Here is an 18,328-nt window from a genome sequence, read left to right on the forward strand (position 1 = left end):
AAGCGGGCCGACCGCGAGTATTACAGAGAAGCTCCGAGAGGCGCCTGAGTATTGCTACTTATGACAGCGGGGCTACCGCTCCGCGTTCTCGTTGACCTGGGCAACAAGGGCGTCGGCGATCTGGCGGAGCTTGGTGTTGCTGCTCTGGGACAGCCGGACCAGGAAGGCGAAGGCGCGGTCCGAATCCATCCGGTAGCGCTCCATCACGATGCCGACGGCCTGCCCGATCACGTTCCGGGTGGCCAGCGCCTCGTTCATCGTCTGGTCCTGCCGGGCCCAGCCGAGCGCCACGGCGATCTGGCCGGCGAACATGCTGCCCAGCTGGATCGAGTCGTGGCCGATCGCGTGCGGCTCACCGGCGTACAGATTGAGTGCGCCGCGCGTGTTCGGGGCGGTGGCCTCGAACTGGAACGCGACCTGCGAACCGAAGCCGAGCGCGGCCGCCTTCGGGCCGAAATCCGGCCAGCGCTCGTCGTTGGCGAGGTCGTCGACCACGACCACCGGCTGCTCCAGCGCGGCGTCCAGGCAGGGACCCTCGCCCAGTTCGTACTGCAGGAAGTCGGCGCGCTGCACCAGCGGGCCGGTCGGCGCCAGGGTCTTGATCTCGCCGCTGCGGGTGGTGATCGAGATGCTCGCCTCGACGATGCCGGGAATCGTGTCGGCGGCGCTCCGGGTGATCAGTGCCAGTGTTTCGTCCAGGTCCATCGGGGCCTGTAACGAGGCCGCCACCTCGGACATCGCCTCGGCGACCTCCAGGTGCAGCGGCTTCACCGACCGGACTGCCTCGGATTCGATCATCTTGTCCCCTCCACACATCTGCCCGCCCCCAGGTGACACCCAGTATGAATCACCTGGCGACGTTCCTTTGATCTACGACCTACCGCGATCGCGCGACCACGTGGAGTAGGTTCGAACCATGCTGATTCGGGCCGCGGCGATCGCGGGCGTACTGGTCCTCGCCACGGCGGCAACTGCCTCGGCAACACCGGCGACCGAGGATCAACCGCTGATCATCGGCGGCACCCTGGCAAGCACCAGCGAGGCGCCGTGGGCGGTCGCCCTGACGAACTCCGCCGGACCGGCGCCGACCGGCCGGTGGTGCGGGGCTGTCCTGGTCCGAGCGAACAAACTCATCACGGCGGCGCACTGCATGACGAGGCCCGCCGCCACCTACACCGCAGTACAGGGCCGTGCCGACCTGCGCGACGACAGCACCGGCAAGACTGCCAGGATCACCCGCATCTGGATCCATCCCGGCTACACCCGGGCGAACAACCGCAACGACTTCGCGATCCTCACCCTGGCCCGCCCGCTGACCGGCGTACCGGTGATCCGGTTGGAGACGAACCCGAAGGCCGACCGCAAGGGCGTCGTCCCGACCGTCTACGGCTGGGGCGACACCAACGACACCGGGCCCGACGACACACTCCAGAAGCTCGCGGTCCCCGATCTCGGCGACGCGACGTGTCTGGCGAACAAGGAGTACGTCGGGTACGGGTACGCCGCGAGCGCCAACGTCTGCGCCGGCTATCTCGACGGCACCGGCGACTCCTGTCAGGGCGACTCGGGCGGTCCGCTCGTCCTCAAGGGCCGCCTCCTCGCCACCGTCTCGTGGGGCAAGGGGTGCGCCGAACCGGGCTATCCGGGCGTCTACGCCGAAATCGCCCCGAATGCCAAGACCTTGCAGGCCCAGCTCGACAAGTAGCGTCAGCCCTTGACCAGAGCAGCGAGGTTGTCGGGGGCGTAGTAACTGCTGCTGTCCTCGCAGATAGGGGCTGAGGGCAACAGATCGGCGAGCGCAGCCGGCGAGTCGGCCAGTACTGCGTCACCGCGCTCGACGACCCGGAGCAGGTACTCGTGACCCGGCAGTTGCGCGACCACAGTGCGACAGCCGAGCACCATGCCCTCGAACAACGCCGTCGTCGCCACGCCGACCTGGTAGCCCGCGGACGCGAGCAAGGCCAACGTCGATTCGTCCCGCCCCGATGAAATGCGTACTCCGCTGCGCGCCGAGTAGTCGGACGCGTGCTCACTCGGATGCAGCCGGAACACGATCTCGTACTCCGGCCGCGCGTCCGCCAATGACCCGGCGAACTCGAACAGCTTCGGTCCGATCGTCCCCTGGGACAGGAAAACCACGCGCTGCGGCTCCTTGGCCGCGCGCCCGGCATCCGGCAACGGCTCGATGAAAGGCGCACCCGCAACCGCCGTCGTCATCCCAGCAGGCAACTCCGCCACGTCCGTCCAGTACGAACCGAAGCACCACAGTTCGTCCGGCTGGTCCGCGACCACCGGTCGCCCGGGATAGCTGTACCCGAGATGGAACGGCGAGATCGCCCCGTGCTGCAACTCGACCACCCGGATGCCGAGATCCCGGGCCGCGCCGACGATGTGCTGGTGGAAGTAGGCGACCACGACGTACACGGTCTTGATCCCGCGACGTTTCAGCAACGAGCGATAGAGCGCACGCAGGCGCAGATGTTTCGGCACCTCGCGGGCGACCAGGGCGGCGATCGGCACCTTGACGCCGGTCAGCGCTTCCAGGGCGTCCGCGACCTTCTGGCTCCGCTCGTCCACGATCCGGCTGCGCACCGCCCCGGCCGCCGACGTGAAGAAGTCGAGATTCGTACTGCGTGGCAGCGGCATCCCGTTGACCCCCGAATCCAGCACGAGCGCCGACGAGCCGAGCAGGGTCCGCAGCCGGTCGGTGTAGATCTCGACGCCGCCGGGTTTGCGCGGATGCGGAACCACCAGCGAGTCGGCGGATCCGCCCGCCAGGAAGGGGTTGCGCATCGCCAGGCCGGTGACGTGCTTGCCGATCAGCCGGAGCTCGTCGGCGCGCGTACGGCGTACCGGGTGCGGTTCGCCGTGGATGCCGGTGCGCTTGGTCAGCTCATGGAAGACGCGCATCCGGATGATCGGCCACGGGTGCGCCTTCTGGATCCGCCAGGTCAGCAGGTCCAGTTCCCGCTCCACCTGCCAGATCGCCTGGCACAGCGTCGCCACCGTCTGGTCGGTGCCGTTCCCGGTACTCGTCATGGTTGATCCCAACTATGCCCGCGAGGCTGCCGATGCCCGAGAAGAACCGGCGGACGGCCTTCAGCAGATAGGTCTTCCGGAAGGTGACCAGACCGCCGAGGCCGTAGCCGAAGGCCGAGGCGATCCGCGCCAGAGCATAGGCCAGCACCTTCGCGTAACTGGCGGCGCCGGGCCGGATGAGCAGCCGGCTGATCGTGTCGCCGCTGCCGGAACGGAACGCGCGCCGGAACAACCAGCGCAACGTCGTCCGCGAGGCCGGCACATCTTCCTGGATCCGCGCCTCTTCGCACCACACGATCCGGTAGCCGGCCTGGTGGACGCGGAGGAAGAAGTGCAGGTCGCTCGAACCGGTGTAGCGAAAAGCCGGATGGAAGGCCGGCGTGATCGAGTGGTAGACGTGCTGGGCGACGAGAGTGTTGTTCGTGTAGGCCTTGTTCAGAAGGTCGCCGGTCGCGTGCTTGCCCATCGACGAGTGAACGTCGCTGTAGCGGTTCCAGGCGGGTGCGTCGGGCGGCAGGATGCCCTGAACCGGACCGGTCACCACATCCGCCCGCGTCTTCTCCCACGCTGCGAGCAGGGTCGCGAGCCACCCGGGCGGCGCGACCTCGTCGTCGTCCACGAAGATCAGCGCGTCGTCGTCCCAGGCCAGCTGAACCGACTTCTCCCGAGCAAACGGAATCCCCGGCTCCGGCTCGATCGCCGTCTCGATCGGGTACTTCCCCCGGGCCGCCTCGATCACCTCACGAGCAGACCCCTCGGCGTCGTTGTCCACTACGACGATCCGTACCGCGTAGTCGCTGTCCGCCGGAAGCTCCTGCGCCTGCAGACTCTCCAACAGCCCCTTCAGCAACTCAGGCCGCCTGAACGTAATCACGGCAACCGCGACACTGATACTCATGCCGCCCGACCCTAGCCCCGCACCCCCACCCACATCCATTCGCCACCCGATTGCGGCTCTCCTCAGGTCGGCGACCCGGGTAGGCGTCGACCGGTACAGGTCCACGCCCTCCCCTGCCTACGGGTAGATCAACCTGCAGGCGTCTCCACCTTCCCGCTCGTGGCGCAGTCGATCGCAGTGTCCAAGAGGCTCACACCTCCTGCGCAAACGTCGTGGCGGACCTGATCAGGTGCGGCGGACCGCCAACCCGTCGATCTGGTGTGACATGTAAGGGCTGCGGACAGTGAGCTGGACCGTGCCCGACAGGAAGGTGGCCGGCGTCGGCAGCGCGATGACGGCCTGGTACTGCGTGGTCGCGTTGTTGAGATTGACCGTGCCGACCGACTTGCCGCCGTAGTACACCTGCAGGCTCCCGCAGGTCTGGCAGCGGGTCGCGACCAGGAACAGCCGCTTCGCCTGCACGGTCCGGGTCAGCGAGGCACCGCTGACCCTGCTGCTGGTCACGGTGCCGAGGTAGTAGACGGCGTTCGCGCCACGACTCCAGCCCGCCGAGGCGATCAGCGCCCGGTCGTCCATCGGCCGCGAGAAGCACCGCTCGGCGGTCCACCCCGACACCGTGCCGAAGACGTCGCGGGCCCGGACCGACACGCAGTACTCATTACCTGCAGCAACGTTCAGGGTGATCGACGTGGCCTTGGTGGCGGACGCCGCGGTGACGTAGCCGCCGAAGTTCGTGAGGTACGTCGCGGACCGGTAGCGCACGTCGTACGAGCCGATGCCGCTGGAGTCCGTCGCGCCGTACGAGAGGGTGACCGAGGCGGCCTTGGTGAGCTCGAAAGCGCCCGAGGTGAACGCGACCGTCGGTGCGACCGCGTCGACGTTGAGAGACCGGACGGCGACTGTCGTTCGGCCGCCCGGCTCAACCGCCTTGACCTGGAAGACGTGCGTCCCGCTCGGCACGCCCGTCTTCGTGTACGGTGAGATGCAGGCCATGGCCGGTGCGCTGTCGAGCTGGCAGGTCACGGCCAGCGGCGTCGCCATCCCGGCGGTGTCGAACGGGATGCTCAGGTTCGGGCCGTTCACGGTCGCGGTCGGCTTGATCGCAACCCGCGGTCCCTGCCAGACGGCAGTGCCGAGATGCTCGTCCGACGGGCGCTGGAACACATTGGCCGCGGCGCCCGGCTGACCGGCCGCGTCGACCGGGAGGACCTGGAGCACGTTGCCGGCGAACGCGAAGCTGCGATTCACCAGCAGCTTCGTGCCGTCCGGCGACCAGGCGATCGAGGCCAGGGCCTGCCCCTCGCTCGCGCCGAGCTTCGGCGTACCGCCGCCGACGGGTATGACCGCCGCAGCGTTGCCACTGGCGTAGCCGATCCAGCGCCCGTCTGGCGAGACGGTCGGGAAGGCGCTCTGCTCGGTCCCGGCGATGCTGCTCAGGACGGCACCGTTGGCCCGCGCCTGGACGCGTTGCAGCAGACCCTGGAACTGGTCCTTCGCGATGATGGTCTGGCTGTCCGGCAGCCAGGTCGGCATCAGCAGGTGGCACCCGATGCGGACCGGGGTTCCACCGGTGGCAGCGACCATGTCGAGGCACGAGCTGCTGTCCGGTTGCAGCCGCTCGTAGACGATCCGGGTGCCGTCCGGCGACCAGGCCATCCGGTAGATGCCCGTGGATCCACTGACCAGCTGGACCGGCGTCGCACCCGGTACGTCGGTCCGGACGCGCCATAGGCTCTCCTGGCCCTTGGCGAAGACGATCTCTTTGCCGTCGGGCGAGGTCGCGATCTCGGAACCGATCACGTGCGTCGGACCGTCGGCGGCTAGCGGGACCACCTGGGTGCCGCCCTGGACCGCCACCTGCCCGGCGTACGTGCGGTAGTTGCCGCCCTCGACCGGGACCGTGTTGGTCAGGCCGATCGCTTCGGTGGTCGGCACGGGCGTGATCGGCGAACTGACCGGACCCTCGCCGTCGGCACTGGTCGCGGAGACCGAGTACGCCGCGCCCGCGATCCGCTCGCTCTGCGTCCAGCCGATCTCGTCACCGGTCCAGCTGCCCCAGGTCGGATAGGTCGTTTCGGTCCCGTTCACCGTCCGGTGGACCAGGTACCCGGTGAGACCGTCAGCGTCGGCCGGCGGCTGCCACCGCAGCTCGACGCCGGTGAACGTCCCGATCACCTTAACCGCCAGCGGCACAGACGGCACTGCGTCCGTCACCGCCTGCGCGGGCAGTCCTGCTCCTAGGACAATCGCTCCCAGCACCACCGGCACCATCGAACGCGCCAACGACCGCACAGTTCCCCCAGCAGGTTCCGGACCCGCCCTCGCGCGCCTCACCGACCTATCGTTGCCCCAGGCCCTTTCGTTACACCCGTGCAGCAATCCCGGAACAACGACTATGCCGGGCTCACGAATGCTCGCCCGGCTGGAGAGTCGCGAAGCGGGCTGGACGCACCTCGTTGTACCTACAGGTGGGTACAGTGGGCGGGTGGAGACCGTTGAGCGGTTGATTCGTAGTGCGCAGGAATTGCTCTGGGAGCGTGGGTACGTCGGGACCAGTCCGAAGGCGATTCAGGTGGCTGCTGATGCCGGGCAGGGGAGTATGTATCACCACTTCAGCGGGAAGGCGGAGCTCGCGAAGGCGGCGATCGAGCGGTCGGGGGCTGAGCTTCGGGGCGCCGCCGAGGAGCAGTTCGCCGGTGGCGGTAGCGCGACCGAGCGGATCACCCGGTATCTCCGCCGCGATCGCGACGTACTCAAAGGCTGCCGGATGGGCCGGCTCACCTCCGACCCCGACGTGATGGCGGATCCTGTACTCCGGGCGCCGGTCGGCGAGACGTTCGAGTGGGTCCGTTCGCGGCTGACCGAGATCATTGCCGAGGGCAAGCAGAACGACGAGTATCCGGCCACCCTCGACCCGGCGAAGACGGCGGCCACGATCGCCGCAGTACTGCAGGGTGGTTATGTACTCGCCCGCGCGGCGAACTCGCAGGAACCGTTCGACCAAGCGATCGAAGGACTCATCGACCTCCTGGGAGCGAAATGAAGATCGGCGCGATTCTCCCCCAGCTCGAGATCGGCGCGGATCCGGCGGTCGTCCGGCACTGGGCCGAGACCGTCGAGAGCGCCGGCTACAACCACATCCTCGCCTACGACCACGTGCTCGGCGCGAGTCCCGAGCATCGGCCGGGCTGGACCGGATACACCGACAAGTCCTTGTTTCATGAGGTTTTCGTCCTCTTCGGCTACCTGGCCGCGATCACGTCGACGGTCGAACTGGTGACCGGCGTACTCGTGCTCCCGCAACGCCAGACGGCGCTGGTCGCGAAGCAGGCCGCCGAGGTGGACGTACTCAGCGGCGGCCGCCTTCGGCTCGGCGTCGGGATCGGCTGGAACCAGGTCGAGTACCAGGCGCTGGGGGTCCGGTTCGCGCAGCGCGGCGAGCGGCTGACCGAGCAGGTCGACGTACTTCGGAAGCTCTGGGCCGAGCCGGTGATCTCGTACGACGGCGCGTTCCACCAGATCGAGGAGACGGGCCTCAATCCGCTGCCGGGGCGACGGATCCCGATCTGGTTCGGCGGCTCCGCCGAGGCCGTCCTGCGTCGGACGGGCGAGATCGGCGACGGCTGGCTGCCGCAGAACGCACCCGACGACGAGGCCCGCGAACAACTGGAATGCGTCCGCGCGTACGCCGCCGCCGCGGGCCGCGATCCGGCCGAGATCGGCTTCGAGGCCCGCCTGTCGCTCGGCCGCGTCCCGGAGCAGGACTGGGCGTCGTACGCCGAAGGCTGGCGCTCGCTCGGCGCCACCCACCTCGGCATCAACACGATGGGCATGGGCCTGAAAAGCCCCGGAGACCACGCCGCCGTACTCCGCGACGTCCTCCCACTCCTCCAGGCCGACTGAGCACCAGGGTGGCGGGTAGCGTGGCGTGGACGACTACGCGCGGATGGAGGACCAGGTGGCGATCGAGATTGCCGGGCCGATGCTGGAGCGGTACGACGAGATCTTGACCGAGCAGGCGCTGGAGCTGATCGAGCGGCTGCACCGGGAGTTCGACGGCCGGCGGCTGGAACTGCTCGAGAAGCGCCGGGAGCGCGTCGCCGCGATCGCCGCCGGGGAAACGCTCGGTTTCCTCCCCGAGACCGCGGCAGTGCGCGACGACCCCGATTGGCGGGTCGCGCCGCCGGCGCCGGGGCTGGTGGACCGGCGGGTCGAGATCACCGGGCCGACCGACCGGAAGATGACGATCAACGCGCTCAACGCCGGCGCGAAGGTCTGGCTCGCCGACCAGGAGGACGCGAACACGCCGCTGTGGGAGAACGTCATCGGCGGCCAGCTCAACCTGCTCGACGCGGTGACCCGCAAGATCGACTTCAGCACCGATGCGGGCAAGTCGTACGAACTGCGGCCCGACGACGAGCTCGCCACGATCGTCGTCCGACCGCGCGGCTGGCACCTGCCGGAGAAGCACCTGCTGGTCGACGGCCAGCGGACGTCAGGCTCCCTGGTCGACTTCGCGCTGTACCTCGTCGCCTGCGGGCAGCTCCAGCTCGACCGGGGCCTCGGCCCGTACTTCTACCTGCCGAAGATGGAGTCGCATCTCGAAGCGCGACTCTGGAACGACGTGTTCGTCGCGGCGCAGGAGTTCCTCGGGATGCCGCGCGGCACGATCCGGGCGACCGTCCTGATCGAGACGTACCCGGCTGCGTTCGAGATGGAAGAGATCCTGTACGAGCTTCGCGAGCACTCCGCCGGGCTCAACGCGGGTCGCTGGGACTTCATGTTCAGCGTGATCAAGACATACCGGACCCGCGGCACGCAGTACCAGTTGCCCGATCGGAACTCGGTGACCATGACTGTGCCGTTCATGCGCGCCTACACCGAGCTGCTGGTCCGAACTTGCCACAAGCGCGGGGCGCACGCGATCGGCGGGATGGCGGCATTCATCCCGAGCAAGGACCCGGCTGTGAACGAGCAGGCCTTCGCCAAGGTGGAGGCCGACAAGCGCCGTGAGGCAGGCGACGGATTCGACGGTTCGTGGGTGGCGCACCCGGGCATGGTCGAGACTTGTCGCGCCGTCTTCGACGAGGTGCTCGGCTCCGAACCGAACCAGCTCGGCAAGCTTCGCGAGGACGTCCACGTCACCGCCGAGCAACTGCTGGACGTCGGTTCGACTCCTGGCGAGGTCACCGAGGCCGGGCTGCGAAGCAATGTCAGCGTGGCGATCCAGTACCTCGCGGCGTGGCTCGACGGCACCGGCGCGGTCGGTATCTTCAACCTGATGGAGGACGCCGCCACCGCGGAGATCTCCCGCTCGCAGATCTGGCAGTGGCGGCACAACAAGGTCACGCTCGACACCGGCTCCGTCGTCACCGCCGACCTGGTCACCCAGATCGCCGACGAGGAGATCGCCAAGCTCGGCGACGACCCCGCCCGCTTCACCGCCGCCCGCGAAACCTTCCTAGAAGTGGCGCTTGCGGACGACTATCCCGACTTCCTCACCCTCCCCGCCTACGAACGTTTCCCCTAACCGCCGGCCCGGCCAGTGGCGCCCGGTCCGGCCAGAGCAACGCCGGCTGGGTCAGCGGGGGAAGTTCTCGACGTTGACGGTGGGGATGCCGCCGCCGGCCCGGGCGATCACGGCGACGGAGGGCTCGTCGCCGGGGTTGCTCTCGCGATGGATGGTGAAGGCCGGTACGTGGATGAAGTCGCCGGCGACGGCGTCCAAGTACTCCTCGCCGCCGTCGAACTCCAGCCGGAGAATGCCCGACACGACGTACAGGCTCGTCTCGTTGCGGTCGTGATGGTGCCACCCCGAGATCGCGCCCGGCTGGGTCTCGACCCTCCCCGCCCACAGGATCGGCAGCTCGAACGCCTTCTTCCGCAGCATCCCGCTGGTCGGATCCGATGCGACCAGCTCCACCTCGCGAATCACACGAACAGGCTCACTCATTCCCCCAGTGTGCGCCCTTCTCCTCACCGACTGCACTCAGGCGCGCACCGGCGGGGCAGGCAGCCGAAAAGTGTCGGTGGACAGATCTAGCGTGCTGGCGTGGAGATGGTGGAGGTTGGGCGGACGGGATTGCGGGTCAGCCGGTTGGGGTTGGGGCTGGCTTCGCTCGGTGGGATGTTCGCGGCGGTGCCGGAGCGGCAGGCGATCGCGACCATCGATTGCGCCTGGGAACTCGGCATCCGGCTCTTCGACACCGCCCCGGTCTACGGGTACGGGCTCGCCGAGCAGCGGGCCGGCCTCGCTCTCCGCGGCCGCCCGCGGTCCGAGTTCGTCCTCTGCAGCAAGGTCGGCCGCCTGATCGAGCCGGGCGGCCCCGACATCCAGCCGATCTGGGCCGAACCACCACCCGGTCTCGGTCCGCGCCTGGACTACTCGTACGCCGCGGTGCTGCGGTCGTTCGAGGAGAGCCTGAGCCGGATGGGCATCGACCGGATCGACGTCCTGCACATCCATGACCCCGAGCTCGACTTCGCCACCGCGTCCACGGAGGCCTACCGAGCACTCACCGAGCTCCGCGACCGCGGCACGATCAAGGCGCTCTCACTCGGCGTGAACCACGCGGATGTCGCGGCCCGCTTCGTACGAGAGACCGGCCGCGGACCCGACTGCATCCTGCTCGCCGGCCGCTACACACTGCTCGACCAGTCCGGCGCCGACGACCTCCTGCCGCTGTGCCGCGACCTCGGCATCCCGGTCCTCGCCGCCGGCGTCTTCCAAGGCGGCGCGCTCGTGAATCCTCCGCCCGCCCTGGCGCCCCGCGTCGAGCGACTGCGCGCGCTTTGCCGACGGTACGGCGTACCGTTGCTCGCCGCGGCCGTTCAGTTTCCGTTGGCTCATCCGGCCGTGCCGGCCGTTGTCGTCGGGGCGCGGAGTCCGCGGGAGATCACCGAGGTGGCCCAGTTGCTCGAGTTCAAGATTCCGTCGGGGTTCTGGGAGGCGCTGGAGCGGGAACAGCTGATTGCCGTGCGTGCCGCGACTGGTTAGTCGGTGCCGGAGTGGCTACGGTCGATCCATGCGGTACATGCTCCTGCACAAGACGAACGACAAGCTCGAGGCGGGTCTGCCGCCCGAGGCCGATGTGCTGGCGCGGGCCGACGCGGTGCTGGAGGAGATGCGGCAAGCCGGCGTACTGCTGGTCGCGGAAGGGCTGATGCCGAGCTCGCGCGGTGCCCGGATCGCGTTCCCGGGCGGTAGTCCGCGCGTCGTCGACGGACCGTTCACGGAGACCAAGGAACTGGTCGCCGGCGTCTCGATCATCCGGGTCGACTCGTTGGACGAAGCCGTCCGCTGGGCCCTCCGCTTCGCCGAAGCCGACCCCGGCACCGAAATAGACATCCTCGAACTAGCCGGCTGACCCGCCCGCACTCGCCGATCACCCACGAACCGCCCGCGCCTGCTGATCACCCTCGACCCGCCCGCGCTTGCTGATCACCCTCGACCCGCCCGGGCCTGCTGATCACCCTCAACCCACCCGCGCTCGCCGATCACGCTCGCCGAGTGGCCGCCTCCGCGGTGCACACGCGCCCGTCTCGTGAGCGATCAACTGTCTTCGGTGGTGCCTTCTTCGGCGGTGATCAGTTCGTCGATGGCGGCGAAGAAGCGGGCGATGCCGGGCAGGTTCGCACCTTTGCCGCGACTGGCGGCGTAGTCCTCCGGCGTCGCCCAGTCGACGACGTCGAGCCATTCGCCACCGGGCAGCTGGATCAGCCGCGCGCCGAGGAACCCTTTCCGGTCCGCCGCGAAATCGGCCAGCATCTCCGGCCGCGCCGCGAGCAGCTCAGCGGTCTTCTCCTCCGCCACCTTGAACCTGGTCAGCTCGATCGTGCTCATCTCAACCTCACATAGTCAGTCAATGTGATAGTCACCAGAAATGACTATAACGGGTGAGCGCAACCAGCTAGTCAGGGCAGCGCCAGATGAAGCAGCGGGTAGGGCTTGCCCAAGCCGTCGAGTGGTGAGCGGCCGGTGATCCGGAAACCCTGGTGCAGGTAGAAGCCGACCGCCTGCTGGTTCTGCTCGTTGACGTCCAGCGAGGTCCCGCCGAAGACCCGGACGGCATGGTCGAGCAACAGCTTGCCGCCACCCTGGCCGCGAACCTCCGGATCGAGGAACAGCATCTCGACCTTGGCATCGGCGACCCCGACGAAGCCGACCAGCCGATCGTCGTCGTCCCGTAATCCGGCCAGGTGCTGGATCTGTCCGAACTCGGCCAGCACCATCGGCCGGAAGAACTCGATGTCCGCCGCACTGACGAAGTCGTGGGTCGCCCGCACGGAGGCCTCCCACACCTCCAGCGCCCGCCCGAACTCCGCGGCCGCGATCTCCGAAACCTTCACGATGCCCCCTTCTCACCAACAGAGCACCACACCCGAACCGGCGTCGCCATCGATTTTGCGACCCCTACTCCGCGAGGTTCACGGCAGCCCAAGAGGTGATGTCTTCGTGGCGGATCGCCGCGGCCATCAGGTCGGGGAAGAGGTCCGGGGTGCACGCGAAGGTGGGGATGCCCAGGTCGGTGAGTGCCGCCGCGTTGTCCCCGTCGTACGACGGAGCGCCCGAGTCGGCGAGTGCGAGCAGCGCGATCACCTGTACGCCGGACTCCACCAGCGAGCGGGCCCGGCGCAACAGTTCCTCCCGTACGCCGCCTTCGTACAGGTCGCTGATCAGCACCAGGACCGTCTCGGCCGGCCGCGCGATCAAGCCCTCGCAGTACGCCAAGGCGCGGTTGATGTCGGTCCCGCCGCCGAGTTGGGTCCCGAAGAGCACGTCGACCGGGTCGTCCAGCTGGTCGGTCAGATCGACCACGGCCGTGTCGAAGACGACGAGGCTGGTCCGCAACGCGCGCATCGAGCCCAGTACGGCGCCGAACAGGCTCGCGTAGACGACCGATTCGGCCATCGACCCGGACTGGTCGATCGCCAGCACGATGTCGCGCTGGACGCTGTGGTTGCGCCGCGCATAGCCGACCAGCCGGTCCGGAACGATCGTCCCGAGCGACGGCGAGAAGTGCTTGAGATTGGCTCGGATCGTCCGGTCCCAGTCGATGTCGGAGTGCCGCGGCCGTCCGGTCCGGCCGGCGCGGTCGAGGGCACCGGTGACGGCCGCCCGCGTTCGCTCGGCGAGGCGTTGCTCGAGTTCGGCGACGACCCGGCCCACCACCTCGCGCGCGGTCTGCTTGGTCTCCTCGGGCATCACTTCGTTCAGTGCCAGCAAGGTGGTGACCAGGTGGACGTCGGGCTCCACGGCACCGAGGAGTTCGGGTTCCATCAGCAGCCGGGTGATCCCGAGCCGCTCGACCGCGTCGCGCTGCATCACCTGGACGACGGTGCTCGGGAAGTACCCGCGGATGTCGCCCAGCCACCGCGCGACCCGAGGTGCCGACGAACCGAGGCCGGCCGACCGGCGAGATCCGGTCTCACCCGGCTCCGCGTCGTACAAGGCGGCGAGGGCGGCGTCCACCGACTTGTCGGCGGCCGACAACGTCGTACCAGTCTCTGGTTCGGCTTCGCTGCCGAGCACGAGCCGCCAGCGCCGCATCCGTTCGTCTTCGATCTCCACGGCGATCACACCCCCAGCAAGCGGGCGACGGCCGGCAGCACGGAGGCGGCCAGCTCCTCGTCCAGGTCGTTGTCCTCAGCAACTACACGGACGCGACCAGCAGGCCCGATCCGCGCGGCGCGGGCGCCGATCGAGCGCCGCTCCGGTGGCGCGAAGGTGCCGAACGTCCGGCGCAACAACGGCAGCACCTCGACGAAGTCGTCGTCGCGGATCTCCGCCAGCCACGAATCCACCAACGCCAGCAGGTGTTCGTCGTGGATCAACAGCAACCCACCGCCGGCGAGAAACCCTTCGATATAGCCGGCCGCATCCCCGGTCGGCGTACCGGACGTCAGCACGCGGCCGAGCCGGAGCCCGACCTCCTGCGATTCCAGCCGGGACGTGTCGAGCATCAACCGGGTCAGCCGCCCGGCGATCAGCGGCGGCACCGACGGCCGATCGCTCAGCCCTTCCAGCGTCGCCAGCCACTCGCCGCGGACCTCCGCCGGCAGCAACGCCGTCGCGTCCTGCACGCCGTCGATCAACTCCAGCACCTTCGCCGCAGCCTCGGGATCAAGGCCGTGCACGGTTCGCGCCAGCCCCGCGCACACTCGCGAAACCATCCGGCTCGCGACCGATCCGAGCCCGCCGGTGTCGCTCCCCCGCACATCGCCGTACCGCGCGGAGCGGACCAACGCGGGCAGCGCCGCCATCAGGTGCCCCACGTCGGCGTCCTTGGCCGCCCTCGTATCCACCCCGGCCAGCAACGCTGGCAGAGCATCAGCGAGATCCGCGAGCAACGACCGCTCCAAGGCCGCCGTCACCGCGGCGAGCGTTGACGATTCGTCGGCAACCCGCAGCATCGTCGTGGTCGCCGCGCCGAGCACCGTCGTACCGTGCGCGCCCGCGGCCACGAGATCCACCTCCAGCCCGGGATCCCAACTCAACGTCCACGTCTCGCGGAACGTGCCCTGGTTGCGTCGCTCGTCCGCCGTGGGCACACCCCAGTCGATGCCCAGGATCCGCAGCCGATGCAGCAACCGCGACTTCTCCAGATCGTTCGGCTTCCGCAGATCGAGCTCGACCACCCGCTCCACGGCATCCCGCTTCAGCCGCAACCGTCGCGCCTGCGCGGCCAGATCCGCCGCGACCGGCGCTTGCGGAGTAGCAGCCGGTACGACGCCCAGCAGCTCGCCGACCACGGCTTCACGGGTCACGAGGTCAAGCAGTACGTCGTTTCCGCCGCACATCACCGCGCGCGTCGCCTCTGTGACTTCGCTCAATCCCGCCAGCGGTCGCTCACGCAGAGCTGCCAGCGTCTCGGCCAGCCGGACGGCCTCGATCACGTGCGCGCTGGACACCGGCAGGTCCTCGGCACGCAGTACCTGGGCGACCTTCGAGAGCCAGCGGGTGGTGATCTGGTCGGGCGCGGTGAACAGATGGTGATACCAGCCCGGCGAGGTGACTCCCGCGCCGTACCCGCTGGCCGTCGCGAGCCGGCCGTGGGTCCACGGCACCCACGTACACGCGACCTTGCGTTTCGGTAGGCCTTTCAGGATTCGCGCATCATGAGTTGCCGGCGGCAACGGCATTTGCAGAGCAGGCACGTGCCACGCGCCGCAGACCACGGCGATCCGTTCGAAGCCTTCCTTCAAGGCCTTCCGGATCACCGTACGCATGTAGGCCTCGCGTTGCGCCTCGCGGCCGGTCGCCTCCTCGCCGATGCGCAACTCGCCCATCGCCTCGGCGATCACGGTGAACGGCTCGGCGCCGTCGCGCCGGTGCTCGATGACGTCGTCCCACCAGCGCTCGGGATCGTCGTACCCACCCGCCTCGGCCAGCGTCGCGAGCGGATCGATCGACAACCCGCGGCGGCCCTCCGACCCGGACGACGCGAACTGATGCGCAGCCGGAAGATCGCAGAACCGAACCGGTACGCCGGCCGCCAGCGCGTACCGGATCGCCTGCCATTCCGGGCTGAACACCGCGAACGGCCAGAACGCGGCCCGCGTCGAATCGTCCACCGCATACGCCAGCAGCGCGACCGGCGGCACCATCTCCTCGTCGCCCGCCAACTCGACGATCTTGTCGGCCTCGGGCGGCCCCTCGATCAGCACGATGTCGGGCCGCAACTCCGCGAGCGCGGTCGCCAACGCCCGCGCCGACCCCGGCCCATGATGCCTGATCCCGAACAACCGAACCGGCCCCCGAGCCCCGGCGCCGGACTCGAGCGCAACCTCGGCGCCGGACTCGAGCGCGGCCCCCGCGCCGGACTCGAGCGCGGCCCCGGCGCCGCACCCGCCGGCACCCTCGCCGGTGGGTTCGGTGCGGGGGTCGGTGTCGGGGTCGGTCGTGGTCATCCGCTGATGTCCCGGCAGGCCCGGTAGAAGTCGGACCAGCCTTCCCGCTCACGCACCACCGTCTCCAGGTACTCCGACCAGACCACCCGGTCCGCTGACGGATCCTTCACGACCGCGCCGAGGATGCCGCCGGCCACGTCGTACGAGCGCAGCACCCCGTCACCGAAGTGCGCAGCAAGCGCAAGTCCACCTGTCACCACGCTGATCGCCTCGGCGGTCGAAAGCGTTCCGGAGGGCGACTTCACCGCAGTACGACCGTCCTCCGTCCGCCCGGCGCGCAGCTCCCGGAACACCGTCACCACCCGGCGGATCTCGGCGAGGGCGTCGTCAGGCTGCGGCAGCTCGAGCGACGAACCCAGCTGCGAGACACGCCGGGAGACGATCTCCACCTCGTCCTCAGCCGAGTCGGGCAACGGCAGCACCACCGTGTTGAACCGCCGCCGCAACGCACTCGACAACTCGTTGATGCCCTTGTCCCGGTCGTTCGCCGTCGCGATGACGTTGAAACCCTTACGGGCTTGGACTTCCGTCCCCAGTTCCGCGATCGGCAGCGTCTTCTCCGACAGAATCGTGATCAGTGCATCCTGAACGTCCGACGGCATCCGGGTCAGCTCTTCGATCCGGGCGATCTTCGCGTCCGCCATCGCCCGGTGCACGGGACTCGGCACGAGTGCGGCCTCACTGGGGCCCTGGGCAATCAGTTGCGCGTAGTTCCAGCCGTACCGGATCGCCTCCTCGGCCGTGCCCGCCGTTCCCTGCACCAGCAGGGTGGAGTCGCCACTGATCGCCGCAGCCAGATGCTCGCTCACCCAGGTCTTCGCCGTTCCCGGTACGCCGAGCAGCAGCAGCGCGCGATCCGTCGCCAGCGTCGCCACCGCGACCTCGACCAGCCGCCGCGGACCGACGTACTTCGGCGTGATCTCGACCTCGCCGGCCTTCCCGCCGAGCAGATAGGTCACCACGGCGGCCGGGGACATCCGCCAGGCCGGCGGCCGGGGCCGGTCGTCCGAGGCGATCAGCGCGGCCAGCTCGTCGGCGTACTCGTCCTCGGCATGCGGCCGCAGTACTTCAGTCATGACAGCTCCTCGTACATTTCCCGGCGGAAGATCAGGGTCTCGACGAGACGCAGCCGCCAGGTGTCTTCCTCACCGGTCGGCTCGCGAGTGATCGGATGGTTCAGTACTTCGGGCGGTACGGCGCGGGCCGCGATACTCGCCAGGCGCGCCCACTTGCGACCTGTTCCCACCTTCGCAAGCAGGTCGAGCACCATTTGACCGAGCGCCGGAGGCCACGGCACCGGCAACCCGCCGACCAGCTCGGCAAGGTCGACCTGGGCACGCAGTACTTCGAGGGCGGGCACCCATTCGTCGTCAGGGAGCACCCGCAGCAACTCGGCAATCCTGTTGCCCGTCGCAACCTTGGTTTGCAGCAACGCACGAGCCCACTCGACGTTCCGCTCGCGCACAGCCGCTTCGGACCATCCCACCTGCAGTACTTCGGGAGCGCATCCCTCGACCGTCAACTGCAGATATCCCGGCTCGGAGGCCGCCAGGGGCGCCGCGGCAAGGATCTGCCGCAACCACCAAGCCCGCTTGCCGATCCCCTCCTGCGGCTGCGGATCGATCCCATCCCGCTGCATCGCCGCATCGACCCGCGACGGCAAGGTCACCGCGAGAACGCCTTGGCTGACCATGAGGTGCGACCTCACCCGCGCCGCCATGCGTACGCCGTACTGCGAACCAGGCAGCCGCGCGAGCAAAGTGGCCGCGGCTCGGCGTACCTCCTTCGACCGGTCGTCAAGGGCCGCCTCGAGAAACTCCTCGTCTGCAAGGGACAACTCGTTGCCCAGGAGAGTGAGGAACTCGACTCTGGTCGGCGCGACTTCGGTGGGCCAGACCTCGCGAAGGGCGTGCACTGCGGCCACCGGATCCCGTCGGCGCAACTCGCGGAACCAGCTCCGGCGCTGGATCGCGTTGCCATGCGTCCAGATCTCCACATTGTTGCTATCAGCAACCGCTTCGTGGAGGAACCGCCATTCAGGATTGAGGTCGGCCAACCAACTCGCCCGCCGTCCGGCCGCCTTGACCACCAACGGCCTGTACTCCGAGCGCCCGCGGGCGTAGTCGGCCAAGGCGGGCAGGTGCTCGGGCGGCACACCCCAGCCGCGGGTGTCGGCGGCGCGCAACCATTCTCCGAGCGCTGCCGTCTGGAACCCACCGAGCATCGCGGCCAGCCGTCGGATGGCGGCCCGGCGCGGCAAGGGCTTGTCCTCACCGGTTGCTTTGGGCAACGACTCCAAGCCTTCGAGCGGCTTCCGTCCTGCGCGTTTGTAGACGGTCGCGAGCGCCGCGGCATCCAGCAGTCCACCGTCTCCGAGCTGCTCCCGGATCGGCCCCGGCAACTCGTCGAAATGCGCCGGCCGCCGCTCCGTCCCGAGCAACGCCGAACTCACCAACCCGTCCCAGCCCCTCACAATTGCAC

The 18,328-nt window shown here is 68.9% G+C and carries 17 protein-coding genes; 6 read left to right on the forward strand and 11 right to left on the reverse strand.

Annotated features, from left to right (window positions below):
- Nucleotides 1–72 precede the first annotated feature (72 nt).
- The gene (locus DIZ26_RS31080; protein ID WP_112248008.1) at nucleotides 73–798 is read right to left on the reverse strand and encodes a GAF and ANTAR domain-containing protein; all 726 of its coding nucleotides are present in this window, start codon (nucleotides 796–798) and stop codon (nucleotides 73–75) included.
- A 118-nt stretch (nucleotides 799–916) separates the two neighbouring features.
- Here DIZ26_RS31080 and DIZ26_RS31085 point away from each other — a divergent pair, with 118 nt between their 5' ends.
- Complete coding sequence (locus DIZ26_RS31085) at nucleotides 917–1,705, forward strand: S1 family peptidase (protein WP_112248010.1); 789 nt, start codon at nucleotides 917–919, stop codon at nucleotides 1,703–1,705.
- Between the two features lie 2 nt (nucleotides 1,706–1,707).
- Here DIZ26_RS31085 and DIZ26_RS31090 read toward each other — a convergent pair whose 3' ends face one another.
- From DIZ26_RS31090 to DIZ26_RS31100, 3 genes are all read right to left on the reverse strand, one after another.
- The gene (locus DIZ26_RS31090; protein WP_232828732.1) at nucleotides 1,708–2,910 is read right to left on the reverse strand and encodes a hypothetical protein; all 1,203 of its coding nucleotides are present in this window, start codon (nucleotides 2,908–2,910) and stop codon (nucleotides 1,708–1,710) included.
- The gene (locus DIZ26_RS31095; RefSeq protein ID WP_112248012.1) at nucleotides 2,894–3,937 is read right to left on the reverse strand and encodes a glycosyltransferase family 2 protein; all 1,044 of its coding nucleotides are present in this window, start codon (nucleotides 3,935–3,937) and stop codon (nucleotides 2,894–2,896) included. The genes DIZ26_RS31090 and DIZ26_RS31095 overlap by 17 nt, the downstream gene beginning before the upstream one ends.
- A gap of 225 nt (nucleotides 3,938–4,162) precedes the next feature.
- Nucleotides 4,163–6,196, reverse strand: a complete 2,034-nt coding sequence (locus tag DIZ26_RS31100; RefSeq protein WP_157979864.1) for a TolB family protein — start codon at nucleotides 6,194–6,196, stop codon at nucleotides 4,163–4,165.
- 226 nt (nucleotides 6,197–6,422) lie between these two features.
- On the opposite strand from DIZ26_RS31100, the gene DIZ26_RS31105 reads away from it, so the two are divergent.
- From DIZ26_RS31105 to aceB, 3 genes are read left to right on the forward strand one after another with little or no spacing between them, the layout of a single operon-like run.
- Entirely contained in the window at nucleotides 6,423–6,980 is a 558-nt protein-coding gene (locus DIZ26_RS31105) for a TetR/AcrR family transcriptional regulator (protein ID WP_232828725.1), read from the forward strand.
- Nucleotides 6,977–7,840 (forward strand): LLM class F420-dependent oxidoreductase, encoded by an 864-nt coding sequence (locus tag DIZ26_RS31110; protein ID WP_112248018.1) that lies wholly within the window; start codon nucleotides 6,977–6,979, stop codon nucleotides 7,838–7,840. Before DIZ26_RS31105 ends, DIZ26_RS31110 begins: the two co-directional genes overlap by 4 nt.
- Nucleotides 7,841–7,865: 25 nt before the next feature.
- Entirely contained in the window at nucleotides 7,866–9,467 is a 1,602-nt protein-coding gene (aceB, locus tag DIZ26_RS31115) for a malate synthase A (RefSeq protein ID WP_456298638.1), read from the forward strand.
- A 51-nt stretch (nucleotides 9,468–9,518) separates the two neighbouring features.
- Here the strand turns inward: aceB and DIZ26_RS31120 are convergent, their stop codons facing one another.
- Nucleotides 9,519–9,890 carry a cupin domain-containing protein gene (locus tag DIZ26_RS31120; protein WP_112248020.1) on the reverse strand — a complete coding sequence of 124 codons (372 nt, stop codon included), beginning with the start codon at nucleotides 9,888–9,890 and terminating at the stop codon, nucleotides 9,519–9,521.
- Nucleotides 9,891–9,995: 105 nt separating this feature from the next.
- On the opposite strand from DIZ26_RS31120, the gene DIZ26_RS31125 reads away from it, so the two are divergent.
- Nucleotides 9,996–10,934, forward strand: a complete 939-nt coding sequence (locus DIZ26_RS31125; protein WP_112248022.1) for an aldo/keto reductase — start codon at nucleotides 9,996–9,998, stop codon at nucleotides 10,932–10,934.
- 28 nt (nucleotides 10,935–10,962) lie between these two features.
- Nucleotides 10,963–11,304 carry a YciI family protein gene (locus DIZ26_RS31130; RefSeq protein WP_112248024.1) on the forward strand — a complete coding sequence of 114 codons (342 nt, stop codon included), beginning with the start codon at nucleotides 10,963–10,965 and terminating at the stop codon, nucleotides 11,302–11,304.
- Between the two features lie 185 nt (nucleotides 11,305–11,489).
- On the opposite strand, the gene DIZ26_RS31135 is transcribed toward DIZ26_RS31130, so the two are convergent.
- From DIZ26_RS31135 to DIZ26_RS31160, 6 genes are all read right to left on the reverse strand, one after another.
- Nucleotides 11,490–11,780 (reverse strand): hypothetical protein, encoded by a 291-nt coding sequence (locus DIZ26_RS31135; protein WP_112248027.1) that lies wholly within the window; start codon nucleotides 11,778–11,780, stop codon nucleotides 11,490–11,492.
- Nucleotides 11,781–11,851: 71 nt separating this feature from the next.
- Nucleotides 11,852–12,286 (reverse strand): GNAT family N-acetyltransferase, encoded by a 435-nt coding sequence (locus DIZ26_RS31140; RefSeq protein ID WP_198676377.1) that lies wholly within the window; start codon nucleotides 12,284–12,286, stop codon nucleotides 11,852–11,854.
- A gap of 64 nt (nucleotides 12,287–12,350) precedes the next feature.
- Nucleotides 12,351–13,508 carry a VWA domain-containing protein gene (locus DIZ26_RS31145; RefSeq protein ID WP_456298639.1) on the reverse strand — a complete coding sequence of 386 codons (1,158 nt, stop codon included), beginning with the start codon at nucleotides 13,506–13,508 and terminating at the stop codon, nucleotides 12,351–12,353.
- Nucleotides 13,509–13,513: 5 nt separating this feature from the next.
- Nucleotides 13,514–15,847: a DUF5682 family protein gene (locus tag DIZ26_RS31150; protein ID WP_232828726.1), complete on the reverse strand. Its 2,334-nt coding sequence runs from the start codon at nucleotides 15,845–15,847 to the stop codon at nucleotides 13,514–13,516.
- The gene (locus DIZ26_RS31155; RefSeq protein WP_112248029.1) at nucleotides 15,844–16,923 is read right to left on the reverse strand and encodes an ATP-binding protein; all 1,080 of its coding nucleotides are present in this window, start codon (nucleotides 16,921–16,923) and stop codon (nucleotides 15,844–15,846) included. Before DIZ26_RS31155 ends, DIZ26_RS31150 begins: the two co-directional genes overlap by 4 nt.
- Entirely contained in the window at nucleotides 16,920–18,299 is a 1,380-nt protein-coding gene (locus DIZ26_RS31160) for a DUF5691 domain-containing protein (protein ID WP_232828727.1), read from the reverse strand. Before DIZ26_RS31160 ends, DIZ26_RS31155 begins: the two co-directional genes overlap by 4 nt.
- Nucleotides 18,300–18,328 lie beyond the last annotated feature (29 nt).

Source organism: Kribbella monticola (assembly GCF_003261635.1).
Taxonomy (GTDB): Bacteria; Actinomycetota; Actinomycetes; order Propionibacteriales; family Kribbellaceae; genus Kribbella; species Kribbella monticola.

Excerpts from the sequence above, each read along its gene's own strand:
- DIZ26_RS31110 (WP_112248018.1), top strand. The coding sequence starts at position 6,977 with ATGAAGATCGGCGCGATTCTCCCCCAGCTCGAGATCGGCGCGGATCCG.
- DIZ26_RS31130 (WP_112248024.1), top strand. The coding sequence starts at position 10,963 with ATGCGGTACATGCTCCTGCACAAGACGAACGACAAGCTCGAGGCGGGT.
- DIZ26_RS31080 (WP_112248008.1), bottom strand. The coding sequence starts at position 798 with ATGATCGAATCCGAGGCAGTCCGGTCGGTGAAGCCGCTGCACCTGGAG.
- DIZ26_RS31150 (WP_232828726.1), bottom strand. The coding sequence starts at position 15,847 with ATGACCACGACCGACCCCGACACCGACCCCCGCACCGAACCCACCGGC.
- DIZ26_RS31135 (WP_112248027.1), bottom strand. The coding sequence starts at position 11,780 with ATGAGCACGATCGAGCTGACCAGGTTCAAGGTGGCGGAGGAGAAGACC.
- DIZ26_RS31090 (WP_232828732.1), bottom strand. The coding sequence starts at position 2,910 with ATGCGCGTCTTCCATGAGCTGACCAAGCGCACCGGCATCCACGGCGAA.
- DIZ26_RS31085 (WP_112248010.1), top strand. The coding sequence starts at position 917 with ATGCTGATTCGGGCCGCGGCGATCGCGGGCGTACTGGTCCTCGCCACG.
- DIZ26_RS31095 (WP_112248012.1), bottom strand. The coding sequence starts at position 3,937 with ATGAGTATCAGTGTCGCGGTTGCCGTGATTACGTTCAGGCGGCCTGAG.
- DIZ26_RS31125 (WP_112248022.1), top strand. The coding sequence starts at position 9,996 with ATGGTGGAGGTTGGGCGGACGGGATTGCGGGTCAGCCGGTTGGGGTTG.
- DIZ26_RS31155 (WP_112248029.1), bottom strand. The coding sequence starts at position 16,923 with ATGACTGAAGTACTGCGGCCGCATGCCGAGGACGAGTACGCCGACGAG.
- DIZ26_RS31120 (WP_112248020.1), bottom strand. The coding sequence starts at position 9,890 with ATGAGTGAGCCTGTTCGTGTGATTCGCGAGGTGGAGCTGGTCGCATCG.